13 protein-coding genes and 1 pseudogene are annotated in these 11,243 nt (G+C 69.8%); 8 read left to right on the plus strand and 6 right to left on the minus strand.

From position 1 onward, the window contains the following. The first annotated feature begins 115 nt into the window (after nucleotides 1–115). The 3 genes and pseudogenes from V8688_RS20055 to V8688_RS20065 all read left to right on the plus strand — a co-directional run bounded on the left by V8688_RS20055 (nucleotide 116) and on the right by V8688_RS20065 (nucleotide 2,219). Complete coding sequence (locus V8688_RS20055; protein ID WP_342801451.1) at nucleotides 116–1,744, plus strand: MFS transporter; 1,629 nt, start codon at nucleotides 116–118, stop codon at nucleotides 1,742–1,744. Between the two features lie 89 nt (nucleotides 1,745–1,833). Further along, nucleotides 1,834–1,931 (plus strand): annotated as a pseudogene (locus V8688_RS20060) (transcriptional regulator); the annotation flags it as partial. Nucleotides 1,932–1,955: 24 nt separating this feature from the next. Beyond that, nucleotides 1,956–2,219, plus strand: a complete 264-nt coding sequence (locus V8688_RS20065; RefSeq protein ID WP_218722313.1) for a helix-turn-helix transcriptional regulator — start codon at nucleotides 1,956–1,958, stop codon at nucleotides 2,217–2,219. Nucleotides 2,220–2,237: 18 nt separating this feature from the next. Here the strand turns inward: V8688_RS20065 and map are convergent, their stop codons facing one another. The 4 genes from map to V8688_RS20085 all read right to left on the minus strand — a co-directional run bounded on the left by map (nucleotide 2,238) and on the right by V8688_RS20085 (nucleotide 5,049). Continuing rightward, the gene (gene map, locus V8688_RS20070; protein ID WP_218722312.1) at nucleotides 2,238–3,005 is read right to left on the minus strand and encodes a type I methionyl aminopeptidase; all 768 of its coding nucleotides are present in this window, start codon (nucleotides 3,003–3,005) and stop codon (nucleotides 2,238–2,240) included. Between the two features lie 69 nt (nucleotides 3,006–3,074). After that, on the minus strand, nucleotides 3,075–3,884 hold the full coding sequence (locus tag V8688_RS20075) for a mycofactocin-coupled SDR family oxidoreductase (RefSeq protein ID WP_218722311.1): 810 nt from the start codon (nucleotides 3,882–3,884) through the stop codon (nucleotides 3,075–3,077). 68 nt (nucleotides 3,885–3,952) lie between these two features. Beyond that, nucleotides 3,953–4,444: a nuclear transport factor 2 family protein gene (locus V8688_RS20080; protein WP_342801452.1), complete on the minus strand. Its 492-nt coding sequence runs from the start codon at nucleotides 4,442–4,444 to the stop codon at nucleotides 3,953–3,955. A gap of 20 nt (nucleotides 4,445–4,464) precedes the next feature. After that, the gene (locus V8688_RS20085) at nucleotides 4,465–5,049 is read right to left on the minus strand and encodes a hypothetical protein (RefSeq protein ID WP_218722309.1); all 585 of its coding nucleotides are present in this window, start codon (nucleotides 5,047–5,049) and stop codon (nucleotides 4,465–4,467) included. A 189-nt stretch (nucleotides 5,050–5,238) separates the two neighbouring features. On the opposite strand from V8688_RS20085, the gene V8688_RS20090 reads away from it, so the two are divergent. From V8688_RS20090 to V8688_RS20105, 4 genes are all read left to right on the plus strand, one after another. Further along, nucleotides 5,239–6,426 carry a Rieske 2Fe-2S domain-containing protein gene (locus V8688_RS20090; RefSeq protein ID WP_305082672.1) on the plus strand — a complete coding sequence of 396 codons (1,188 nt, stop codon included), beginning with the start codon at nucleotides 5,239–5,241 and terminating at the stop codon, nucleotides 6,424–6,426. Between the two features lie 34 nt (nucleotides 6,427–6,460). After that, nucleotides 6,461–7,639: an acyl-CoA dehydrogenase family protein gene (locus V8688_RS20095; protein WP_218722307.1), complete on the plus strand. Its 1,179-nt coding sequence runs from the start codon at nucleotides 6,461–6,463 to the stop codon at nucleotides 7,637–7,639. Between the two features lie 27 nt (nucleotides 7,640–7,666). Further along, entirely contained in the window at nucleotides 7,667–8,572 is a 906-nt protein-coding gene (gene bphC, locus V8688_RS20100; protein ID WP_218722306.1) for a biphenyl-2,3-diol 1,2-dioxygenase, read from the plus strand. Between the two features lie 180 nt (nucleotides 8,573–8,752). Further along, nucleotides 8,753–9,610 carry an IclR family transcriptional regulator gene (locus V8688_RS20105; protein WP_218722305.1) on the plus strand — a complete coding sequence of 286 codons (858 nt, stop codon included), beginning with the start codon at nucleotides 8,753–8,755 and terminating at the stop codon, nucleotides 9,608–9,610. 42 nt (nucleotides 9,611–9,652) lie between these two features. On the opposite strand, the gene V8688_RS20110 is transcribed toward V8688_RS20105, so the two are convergent. Both V8688_RS20110 and V8688_RS20115 read right to left on the minus strand, forming a co-directional pair. Beyond that, nucleotides 9,653–10,282 (minus strand): Dabb family protein, encoded by a 630-nt coding sequence (locus V8688_RS20110; protein WP_218722304.1) that lies wholly within the window; start codon nucleotides 10,280–10,282, stop codon nucleotides 9,653–9,655. Then, nucleotides 10,275–10,622, minus strand: coding sequence for a hypothetical protein (locus V8688_RS20115; protein ID WP_218722303.1), 348 nt, complete (start codon nucleotides 10,620–10,622; stop codon nucleotides 10,275–10,277). Before V8688_RS20115 ends, V8688_RS20110 begins: the two co-directional genes overlap by 8 nt. Before the next feature lie 213 nt (nucleotides 10,623–10,835). Here V8688_RS20115 and V8688_RS20120 point away from each other — a divergent pair. Further along, the coding region (locus tag V8688_RS20120; protein WP_342801453.1) for an alpha/beta hydrolase fold domain-containing protein at nucleotides 10,836–11,243 on the plus strand (408 nt) is incomplete at its 3' end.

The following is an 11,243-nucleotide window of genomic DNA, read 5'->3' on the forward strand; positions in this document are numbered from 1 at the left end:
ACCTAGCGTTCGGTAGGGTCACATACTCCGAGTCGGAAGTCGTGCGATCTACGTCACACTCGATCGGCGGCGCTCCACTCCCTCTCGAAGTAATTCCCGAACAACGGAGCGTGGCATGTCCACCATTCCTGAAGATCCGAAGCCGTCGAGTCCTGTCGCGACCGACCCGGACAACGACACCGGCCGTCTGGACGGCGCGTCCCGTGCCCGCATCTTCACCGTCCTCGCGGTGATCGTGCTGTTCACCGAGATCGCGCCGATGCAGTACACGATCGTGTCGGCGGCGCTACAGAAGATCGCCCCGACCTTTCCCGGCGTCGGCGCGAACATCAACTGGGCCATCATCGTTTTCGGCCTGATCGGCGCCGCCGCCTCGCCGCTCATCGGCAAGATGAGCGATGTGTGGGGCAAGAAGCGGATGTTCCTCATCTGCGGCCTGCTGTTCATGATCGGCTGCGTACTCGACGCGACGACCTCGAACTGGGGCATCTTCCTGCTCGGCCGATGCCTGCAGGCCACCGCGATCGCGACGGCGGTCATCGCCTACGGCCTGATCCGGGACCTGATGCCGCGCAAGTACGTTCCGCTCGGCCTCGGCGTGACCGCGACCGGCCTCGGCGTCTCCGCCATCGCCGGACCGCTGCTCGGCGGCTTCCTGGTCGACAACTACAGCTGGCGCGCGATCTTCTGGTGCCTGGCCGGGTTCACCCTGGTGATGCTGCCGCTGGTGTACTTCATCGTCCCGGAATCCAAGCTGCGCGTGCGGGAACGGATCGACTACGTGGGCGCGCTGCTGCTCGCCGGTGGTGCCGCGCTGATCCTGATCTACCTCGACAAGGGCCACGACTGGGGCTGGGCGCGGCCGACCACGCTGGCCTGGGTGATCACCGGCGTCGTGTTGCTGCTGCTGTTCGTCCTGGTGGAAACCCGGGTGGCGCAACCGATCATGGACATGCAACTGCTGTTCCACCCGCGCGTCGCGCTGGTGCTGGCCGGCGCGCTGTTCGCCTCGCTGCAGATCGGCGTCGTCTCCTACGCCATCGCCTACATGTCCCAGACGCCCGACGAGGCGACCGTCGCGGCGGGCGCGCAGCAGGGCATTCTCGCCAAGGTGCAGGCCATGACCGGTCAGCCGCTGCCCGCCGAGGCGGTCCAGGTGACGCTGGACCCCGGCTACACCTACGGCAGCGGCTACACCCTGCTCGAGTTCGCGCTGCGCATCGCCCTGCTGGGCGCCGTGGTCACCATGGTCTGCGGTGCGCTCGCCGGCGTCATCGCGCGGCGCGTGGGCGCTCGGCTGCCGCTGGTCGTCGCGCTGGTGATCTTCGTCTGCTCGGCCGTGGCCTTCGCCGTCCTGCCGCACACCAGCACGGTGTTCCTGCTCGTGAACGCGGTGTTCAGCGTCGGGTTCGGCTTCTACTACGCGGCCATGCCGATTCTCATGGTGGAGGCGGTGCCGCAGGAGCAGCAGGGCATCAGCCTGGGCATGCTCGGCGTCATGCAGTCGATGGGCGTCGCCGTCGGCCTGGCCATCGTCACCGCGTTCCTGCACGCCAACGGAATGACCGCGCTGGTGAGCGTGGGCGGACAGGCGCAGCCGCCCGCGCCGATTCCGGACGTGTTCGGCGATCGCGGATACGAGCTGGGCTTCTGGGTCTGCGGCGCCGCGGCGGCCGTCGCCCTGGTCCTGGCCGTGGTCATGCGGCACGGGCGCACGCCGGCCACCGGCGGCACCGCGCACTGAGCCCCGTGACGGACGGGCCGGTGATCCCAGGTGATCACCGGCCCGTCCGCGGCTTGCGGTATAGAAATACCCCGCCTACTCTCGGAGCCATGGTGCGTCTTCCCCTCAGCCCGGCCCAAGTCGAAGCGGGCCGTCGCCTCGGCCGCCGCCTGCGGTCGGCGCGGGGCGAGCGCGATCTCGCCGAGGTNATACCCCGCCTACTCTCGGAGCCATGGTGCGTCTTCCCCTCAGCCCGGCCCAAGTCGAAGCGGGCCGTCGCCTCGGCCGCCGCCTGCGGTCGGCGCGGGGCGAGCGCGATCTCGCCGAGGTGGCGCGCGCCGCGGGCATCTCGCCCGAGACCCTGCGCAAGATCGAATCCGGCCGGCTGCCCTCGCCCGCTTTCGGCACCGTCGTGGGCCTGGCCGAGGCGCTGACGCTCCCGCTGACCGAGCTCGCCGAGGTCTACCGCACCGAGCAGGTCGCCGAATCCGCCTGACCGGCGCGGATTTTTCGCTCAATCACGCAGCGTCAGGACGCTCGGCCCGTCGGCCGTGACGGCGATCGTGTGCTCGCTGTGCGCGCACCGGGACCCGTCGGCGGAACGGATCGTCCACCCGTCGGCGTCGGTGACGACCGTCGCGGTGCTCGCCGCGAACCAGGGTTCGATGGCGATCGTGAGCCCGGGACGCAGCCGGAACCCGCGCCCCGCCCGTCCCGTGTTGGACACGTGCGGATCCTCGTGCATGGTCCGGCCGATGCCGTGCCCACCGAATTCGGTGTTGACCGGGTAGCCGTACGCGCGCGCGACCGTCGAGACGGCCGCGGAGATGTCACCGAGGTGGTTGCCCGGCCGCGCGGCGGCGATCCCGGCGGCGAGAGCCTCCTCGGTGGCCCGCACCAGCCGCTGATCGGCCGGGGCCGGCGTGCCGACGATGGTGGTCACGGCCGAGTCGGCGGCCCAGCCGTCGATGGTGACGGCCAGGTCGGCGGTGAGCACGTCACCGTCGCGCAGCACGTAATCGTGCGGAAGTCCGTGCAGCACCGCGTCGTTGACCGCCAGGCACACGGTGTTGCGGAACGGTCCGCGACCGAACGAGGGGGCGTAGTCCCAGTAGCACGACACCGCGCCACGCTCGCGAATCCGTTCCCGCACATACTCTTCGAGCTCGAGCAGGTTCACCCCGACGGCGGCCTTCGCGTGCACGCCGGCCAGCACGTCGGCGACGAACGCGCCGGTCACCCGCATCCGCTCGATCTCCGCGGGCGTCTTCAACTCCACCATCACGCCTCCATTGGTATTTTCATACCAACCCTAGCGGTGGCGGTATAAAAATACCAATCCAGCGGAGGTTCAGCGGTTGAGGTTGCCCATGTCCACCGGGATCTGCGCGCCGGTGACCTGCGAAGCCTCGTCCGAGCACAGCCACGCGACGGCGGCCGCGATGTCGGAGGCCTCGGTGATATAGGTCGGCAGGGCGTTCATGAAGATGGGCGCGAGCGTGGCCGCGTGCTGCTCGAACAGCGGACCCATCTCCGCCATCTGCATGCCGGTCGCGACACCCGCCGGATGCACGGTGTTGACCCGGATCCGGTGCTGGCCCAGCTCGTTGGCCATCGTCTTGGCCAGCCCGGTGATGGCATGTTTGGTGGCCACGTAGTGAGCCGTGAACGGAATGCCCTTGAGACCGGCGACCGAGCTGGTGAACACCATCGCGCCACCCTCGCCCTGCTCGATCAGGTAGGGAATCGCGGCCTTGGCGGTGTGGAAGACGCCGGTCAGGTTGACGTCGACCGTCTCCTGCCACTGCTCGGCGGTGATCTCCCAGGACATCGCCGCCGAACAGATGCCGGCATTGGCCACGACGACGTCGAGCCGGCCGAACTGCTCGATCCCGCCCGCCAGCGCCGCCGACAGACCCGCGAAATCCCGCACGTCGGCCTTGCTCGCGGCGATCTTGCCGCCCGCCGCTTCGACCAGCCGCACGGTCTCGGCCAGGTCGTCCTCGGTGGCACCCGGGTAGCTGGTGCTGGCGAAATCCGCGCACGCGTCGATGGCGATGATGTCGGCGCCCTCCTCGGCGAAGCGAATCGCCTCGGCCCGGCCCTGACCGCGGGCCGCACCGGTGATGAAGACGACCTTGCCCTCGTATCGTCGCGTCATGTCCTACCTCCGAACGTCGTTGTGCACTATGAACACCTCACCATCGTGAGCCCCCGCGCGGTGCGGAATCAGAGGTTTTCCACCTGAGCGTCCTCGCTCAGCGGACGCGTGAGCGACCAGAGCTGGGTGAACGTGCAGCGCGCGATCTTCCACTGCCCGTCCTCGACGCGGTACTCGTCGGCGTATTCGCCGGTGGCCACCGTCTCGGTGCGCGCGAGCAGGTTCAGCTGGCGGAAGCGCAGCGTCCAGCGGCCGCTCGCGGTGGTGTCGTCGTGCACGGTGATGTCGGGGTGCACGCCGTGGTGCATGTCGAGGACGACCGGCTTGCCGTCCACCCGGCGCAGCGCGATCGAGGTGAAGACGGCGGCCATGCCGTCGGCGTCGTGGGCGCCCAGGCTGCCGTAGTCGAGTTCGGCGCCCGCGGCGAGAAAGCAGTCGCGGAAGCCGGCCGGGTCCTTGGCGTCGCAGGCGCGGAAGTAACGGTGCTTGAGGGCGGTGATCGCTGCGATCGCCTCCAGCCGGGTGAGCCGGGCGGCGAGGTCGGGGGCGGTGTCGGTCATGGTGCTCCTGGTCGGCATGGTCAGTCGCGGGCGAAGGTCGCCCACGCGCGGACGACGACCTCGCCCGCGGCATCGGTCCCGGACAGGGTGACGTCGACGCGCGCTTCGCCGTCCTGCACGTAACTCTGCGTGATGTGGCCCGCGCAGGTCATGACTTCGCCCGAGGGCAACGCGCGCAGCACCCTGGTGCGGAACCGGCGGATGTGCTCCGCGCCGAGCCAATCGGTGGCGTAGGTGGCCAGCAGCGCGGTGGCCTGCGGCGACACCGGTTCGCCCAGTGCGGGTTCGGCCGCCGCCCAGGACTCGGCGACGAGTCCGCCGGTGCGGTCGAAGTAGCGGGTCAGCGACTCGGCGGCGCTCACCGCCGGGGCGCCGGGCGCCCCGGCGCGGATCGCGGTCAGCTGGTCGCCCGCGCGCGGCGGCGGGCCGAAGAATCGATGATCGGTCTCCGCCCGGCCGCCCGCGGTGCCGAAGCCGTCGGCGGGCAGGAAGGTCGGCGGGACCACGGGCCGCTCGGCGAGCCGGTAGGCCGGATTGTGGGAGCGCGCCGCCTCGGCGAACATCCGGATGTCGGCGGTCTCCAGAACCATCGCGACGGTACCCATGGTCATTCCTCTCGTCCGGCGGATGCCGTCACCGTAGGGCGGCCCGCACGCTTGTGACCGGTTCCTCTCCCGCTGATCGGGACGCCGGGCGCACACCGCGAAAACATGTCCGCTGACCGGGAACCCACCGGCGCGGACCCCCCTCGGCGGCGCGACCATCGGCGCAGCTCATCCCACTCCGTCCGATACATGGAGGTTTCGATGCCGGAGAACCCGCCGAACGGCCGATCACTGGACGCCACCGCCGACTACCGACAGATCGAGGCCGCTGCCGCACCGACCCGCTTCGCGCGCGGCTGGCACTGCCTCGGCCTGCTCTCGTCGTTCCGCGACGGCAAGCCGCACGAGGTGAAGGCGTTCGGCACCACCCTGGTGGTGTTCCAGTCCGAATCCGACGGCGCGCTGCACGTGCTCGACGGTTTCTGCCGCCACATGGGTGGCAACCTGGCGCACGGCACCGTCAAGGGCGACTCGATCGCCTGCCCGTTCCACGACTGGCGCTGGGGCGGCAACGGCAAGTGCACCGCGATCCCCTACGCGCGCCGCGTGCCCCCGCTGGCCAAGACCCGCTCCTGGCCGACCCTCGAGCGCAACGGCCAGCTCTTCGTCTGGAACGACCCGCAGGGCAGCAAGCCCACCGACGAGGTGACCATTCCCGAGATCGAGGGCTACGGCACGCCGGAATGGACCGATTTCACCTGGAATTCGATCCTGATCGAGGGCTCGCACTGCCGTGAGATCGTCGACAACGTCGTCGACATGGCGCACTTCTTCTACGTGCACTACTCGTTCCCGCGCTACTTCAAGAACGTCTTCGACGGCCACGTCGCCACCCAGTACATGCGCTCGACCCCGCGCCACGACATCACCGTCGGCACCAACTACGACGATCCGAACTCGACCCTGCGCTCGGACGCCTCGTACTTCGGCCCGTCCTACATGATCGACTGGCTCTGGAGCGAGGCACAGGGCATGACGATCGAGACCGTCCTGATCAACTGCCACTATCCCGTCGACGAGAACTCCTTCGTGCTGCAGTACGGCGCGATGGTCAAGAAGCCCGAGGGCATGTCCGACGCCGACGCCACCGCGATGGCCGAGCAGTTCGCCGCGGGCGTGGCCGTCGGCTTCGAGCAGGACGTGGCGATCTGGAAGAACAAGGCCCCGATCGACAACCCGCTGCTCTCGGAGGAGGACGGGCCGGTCTACCAGCTACGCCGCTGGTACAAGCAGTTCTACGTCGACGTCGAGGACGTCACCGACGATATGACCAAGCGCTTCGAGTTCGAGATCGATACCGACCGCGCGGTGACGAGCTGGGAAGCCGAGGTGGCCGACAACATCGCCCGCGGCGCCATCGTCGACACCATGTCCTGACTTCTCCCACCCCGAACAGAAAGCACCACCTGCGATGACCAAGGTTCTCGACAACATCGCCGCGATCGCCGACCAGCTGCGCGATCAGGCCCCGGAGGCCGAGCGGCTCGGGCAGCTGCCCGATGCCACGGCCCAGCTGCTCAAGACGGCGGGCCCGATCCGCCTGCTGCAGCCGAAGAAGTACAGCGGCTACGAGGCGCATCCGCGCGAGTTCGCCGAGACGGTGATGGCCACGGCCGCGCTCGATCCGGCCAGCGGCTGGATCGCCGGCATCGTCGGCGTGCACCCGTGGCAGCTGGCCTTCGCCGATCCGAAGGTGCAGGACGAGGTGTGGGCCGACGACCACGACACCTGGATGGCCTCGCCCTACGCGCCGACCGGTATCGCCCGACCCGTCGACGGCGGCTATATCTTCAACGGCCGCTGGCAGTTCAGCTCCGGCACCGATCACTGCGACTGGATCTTCCTGGGCGCCATGCTCGGCAACCCGGACGGCTCGATGGCCCTGCCGCCGACGATGCTGCACATGATCCTGCCGCGCCAGGACTACCAGATCGTCGAGGACTCCTGGAATGTGGTGGGCCTCAAGGGCACCGGGTCCAAGGACATCATCGTCAAGGACGCGTTCGTGCCCGACTACCGGGTGATGAACGGCGACCATGTCATCGACGGCACCGCGCAGAAGGAGTACGGGGTCACCGAGACGCTGTACAAGATGCCGTGGTCGACGATGTTCCCGCTGGGCATCAGCTCCGCGGTGGTCGGTATCGCCGAGGGCGCGCTGGCCGCGCACCTGGACTACCAGCGCGACCGGGTCGGCGCGCAGGGCACCGCGGTCAAGGACGATCCGTACGTACTGTTCGCCATCGGCGAGGCCGCCGCCGACATCAACGCCGCGCGCCAGGAACTGCTGGCCAACGCCGACCAGATCTTCGACGCCGTCGACGCGGGCAAGGAGATCAGCTTCGCCGAGCGGGCCGCGGTCCGGCGCACCCAGGTCCGCGCGGCCTGGCGCGCGGTCTCGGCCGTGGACCAGATCTTCGCGCGCTCCGGCGGCAACGCGATGCGGACCGACAAGCCGCTGCAGCGCTACTGGCGCGACGCGCACGTGGGCCTCGCCCACGCCATCCACGTGCCGAGCACCGTCTACCACGCCTCGGCCGTCAGCTCCCTCGGTCTCGAGCCCGCGGACCACCTGCGCTCGATGATCTGACCCGAAACACTACGAAGGACAGGGTAAATGACAGACATCAAAGGCCTCGGCTACGTCAAGATCCAGACCGCCGACATGGACCGGTGGCGCACCTTCGCGTTCGACGTGCTCGGCTTCGCGCAGGGCAGCGGACCCGACGAGAACGCGTTGTACCTGCGGATGGACGAACGCGCCGCGCGCATCACGGTCGTGCCGGGCGACAGCGACGCGGTGGTGACCATCGGCTGGGAGGTGCGCGACCACGCGGCCCTGGTCCGGGTGCAGGAAGCGGTCACCGCGGCGGGCATCGCCGTCAAGCCGCTCTCGGTCGAGGAGGCCGACGCGCGCCGGGTCGAGGAGGTCATCACCTTCCAGGACCCGACCGGCGCGACGCTCGAGGTCTTCCACGGCGCGGTGCTCGACCACAGCCCGGTGGTGACGCCGTTCGGCGCGAAGTTCGTCACCGGCGCGCAGGGCCTGGGCCATGTCGTCCTGCCGACCATGGATCCCAACGGGGCGTTCGGCTTCTACACCGACGTGCTCGGCTTCCTGCCGCGCGGCGCGTTCCGGATCCCGGCGCCGCCGGAGTTCGGGCCGATGCGGGTGCGCTTCCTCGGCGTCAACGAGCGCCACCACAGCCTCGCGCTGTGCCCCGCGCCGCACGGTGGCGCCCCCGGCCTGGTGCACATCATGGTGGAGGTCGACACCCTCGACGCGGTCGGCCAGGCGTTGGACCGCGTCACCAAGGACGGCTTCTCGGTGTCCTCGACGCTGGGCAGGCACACCAACGACAAGATGGTGTCCTTCTACGTGCGCGCGCCCGGCGGCTGGGACGTGGAGTTCGGCACCGAGGGGATGCGGGTCGACGAGACCTATTACACCGCCGAGGAAATCACCGCCGACAGCTACTGGGGCCACGACTGGTCCGGCAGCGAGCCGCTCGCGGCCATGTAGTCGCGCGCAGCCCTTCGACGGCCCCCGTACCGAGCTCTCCGCTCGATACGGGGGCCGTCGTCGTTGCACACAGTTCGAGGATTCATGTGACAACGGACACAGAGGATGGTATCAATAGGTATATGCCTAATCGAAATATGCGACTGGGCATCAGCTCGTAGATCCGAAATGGAGCGCTCCATGGTCATCCAGGCCGAGGCCACCACCCCCAGTGCGATCCTCGATCGCGCGTCCCTGCTGCTCGACGCCTTCGACGGCCCGGGCAGGCTCACGCTCGCCCAGATCGTCCGGCGGACCGGGCTACCCCGGTCCTCGGCGCATCGCATGCTGGAACGGCTGGTGCAGCTGCGCTGGCTCCGCCGCGAAGGGCGCGATTACGAGCTCGGGATCCGGCTGATGGAGCTCGGCTCGCTGGCCGTGCACCAGGACCGGCTGCATCGCGCGGCGATGCCGTTCCTGCACGAGCTGCACCGGGTCACCGGGTTCGTCGTGCACCTGGCCGTGCTGGACGGTCCCGACGTCGTGTACCTGGACAAGGTGGGCGGCGATCTGGCCGCCGCGGTGCCGACGCGGGTCGGCGGCAGGCGGCCCGCGCACTGTACGGCGGTCGGCAAGGCGATCCTGGCCTACTCCGACGAGCACCGGCTGGCCGAGGTCGTCACCGGTCAGGCCACGGCGCGCACCAAGTACTCGCTGACCACCCGCGCCCAGCTCGATCTCGAACTGCACAAGGTGCGCGCGCACGGGGTCGCGGTCGAGCGCGAGGAATCACTGGCCGGCTTCGGCTGCATCGCCGCCCCGATCGGCGATCTCGGTGAGTCCGCGGTGGCCGCGGTGTCGGTGTGCGGGCCGATCGACCGGATGGTGTTCGACCATCGGCTCAGCGCGCCGGTGCGCACGACGGCGCTCAACATCTGGCGCCACGTCGACGACGGCCGGGTGCGGGTCCGTCCCACCCTGCAGCAGCATCCGCGCCCGCTGGGCGTCGGCCCCGCGGCCCGGGTCGCCACCGACCACCGCGCGCCCCGCTACGCGTGATCGCGCGGTACGCCGCCCGGCGGGAGCGGGCGGCGGCCGGGGTCAGGCGGGGTCGTTCTCGCAGAAGCTGTGGCAGACGCGGTCGCGCACGATCACGTCGGGGCACTCCGGATCGAACCACCGGTCGACGTGCGCCCAGTGCACCGGGTGCATCAGATACGGGCCGTCGAGTCCGTCCAGATCGGTGAACTCCTGCTCCCAGACATGGGTCCACGGCACGGACCCGATGCCGCGACGCACCCGGCTCAACCGCCAGGACAGCATCGTCGGGATATAGCGCGGCATCCGCAGCAGGTCCGCCTCGAAGCGCTCCACCGTCGCGTCCGGGGTCTGCGGCGCGACCCGCAACAGCAGCACCCGGTACACCGAGCCGGGCGCGCGAGGCTCGGCGAAACCGCCGATGCCGCCGTCGTACTCGGCGCCGTCGACATGTGTGATGCCGGGATCGGCCAGCACCGCGTCGACCGCACCCGCGCAGGCCCGCCACTCCGCCGCCCCGTCGAAGCGCAGGTGCGCCAGCACGTCACCGCCGTTGCGAACCCCCGGCAGCGTGGGCTGGACCAGCACCCGGCGGGCCATCCCGGACACCGCCGCACCCAGCTCGGTCCTGAGCCGATCCGCCGCCGGACCGCCCGCCGCCGCACAATGCACCAGCCGAACGACCTCAAACATCGGCGAGCCGCTCGACATCGGACACCTCGGCGCCGGTGCAGCGCGTGCGCTGCGCGACCAGGTCGTCCACGCCGGACCACCACCGCCGCACCGCCGGATCGGAGCGCCCCTGCCAGGTCATCGCCCACCACCCCTCGGCGCCGTCGAGCACCCAGGTCGCGGTGACGGTGTTGGACTCGTCGGGAAACCAGATCGGTGGACTCACCACGATCCGCTCCAGCGTCATCCCTCGCTCGCGGGCCCCCGGCACGTACTCACGCAGATAGGCGTCGACGAAGTCCCTGGCCCGCCCGGGTTTCGTCACAACGGTGTCGGTCACGTAGACCTTCGTGGTGTTCATGGGCCGACGGTAGGCACCTCGCGTGGCACGTCGACCAGGGGTTTCCGCCCAGCGGGAGAACGGGGTCCGCACCGCCGCGGCCCGGCTCTACGGTGGGCCGACGACCGGTTCGACCGTCGGACCGCGTTGCGAGAATCTCCAGGAGGGTCAGTGACTGTCCGCGTCTATCCCACCACCGGACCGGGTGCGGTGCCGGACCCCGAAGTGGCCGCGATGCTCGCCACGCTCGACGCCGGTTTCCCCGACATCGCCACGATGCAGGCCGCCGAGGTGCGCGCCGCCATCCTCGGCAGGCGCGCGCCGCTGAAGTACCTGCCCGACATGCGCGAGGCGCGCGATATCGTCATCGCGGGCCCCGGCGGCGACCTGACTCTGCGCGTCTATCGACCACACCGCGACGAATCACCGCTGCCGGTGATCGTATTCGCTCACGGCGGCGGCTTCGTGTTCTGCGATCTCGACAGTCACGACGAGTTCTGCCGATCGATGGCCGAGGGCGTCGGCGCGATCGTGGTCGCGGTCGACTACCGGCTCGCGCCCGAGCACCGGGGACCCGCCGCGCACGAGGACGTCCTCGCCGCGCTGCGCTGGGTGGCCGAGCACGCGGGCGCGTTCGGCGGC

It is taken from the genome of Nocardia sp. No.11 (assembly GCF_038752175.1).
GTDB classification, from domain to species: domain Bacteria; phylum Actinomycetota; class Actinomycetes; order Mycobacteriales; family Mycobacteriaceae; genus Nocardia; species Nocardia canadensis.

Bases quoted from the DNA above. Each gene is read 5' to 3' on its own strand.
- V8688_RS20055 (WP_342801451.1), top strand. From the start codon at position 116: ATGTCCACCATTCCTGAAGATCCGAAGCCGTCGAGTCCTGTCGCGACC.
- V8688_RS20065 (WP_218722313.1), top strand. From the start codon at position 1,956: ATGGTGCGTCTTCCCCTCAGCCCGGCCCAAGTCGAAGCGGGCCGTCGC.
- map (WP_218722312.1), bottom strand. From the start codon at position 3,005: ATGGTGGAGTTGAAGACGCCCGCGGAGATCGAGCGGATGCGGGTGACC.
- V8688_RS20075 (WP_218722311.1), bottom strand. From the start codon at position 3,884: ATGACGCGACGATACGAGGGCAAGGTCGTCTTCATCACCGGTGCGGCC.
- V8688_RS20080 (WP_342801452.1), bottom strand. From the start codon at position 4,444: ATGACCGACACCGCCCCCGACCTCGCCGCCCGGCTCACCCGGCTGGAG.
- V8688_RS20085 (WP_218722309.1), bottom strand. From the start codon at position 5,049: ATGGGTACCGTCGCGATGGTTCTGGAGACCGCCGACATCCGGATGTTC.
- V8688_RS20090 (WP_305082672.1), top strand. From the start codon at position 5,239: ATGGAGGTTTCGATGCCGGAGAACCCGCCGAACGGCCGATCACTGGAC.
- V8688_RS20095 (WP_218722307.1), top strand. From the start codon at position 6,461: ATGACCAAGGTTCTCGACAACATCGCCGCGATCGCCGACCAGCTGCGC.
- bphC (WP_218722306.1), top strand. From the start codon at position 7,667: ATGACAGACATCAAAGGCCTCGGCTACGTCAAGATCCAGACCGCCGAC.
- V8688_RS20105 (WP_218722305.1), top strand. From the start codon at position 8,753: ATGGTCATCCAGGCCGAGGCCACCACCCCCAGTGCGATCCTCGATCGC.
- V8688_RS20110 (WP_218722304.1), bottom strand. From the start codon at position 10,282: ATGTTTGAGGTCGTTCGGCTGGTGCATTGTGCGGCGGCGGGCGGTCCG.
- V8688_RS20115 (WP_218722303.1), bottom strand. From the start codon at position 10,622: ATGAACACCACGAAGGTCTACGTGACCGACACCGTTGTGACGAAACCC.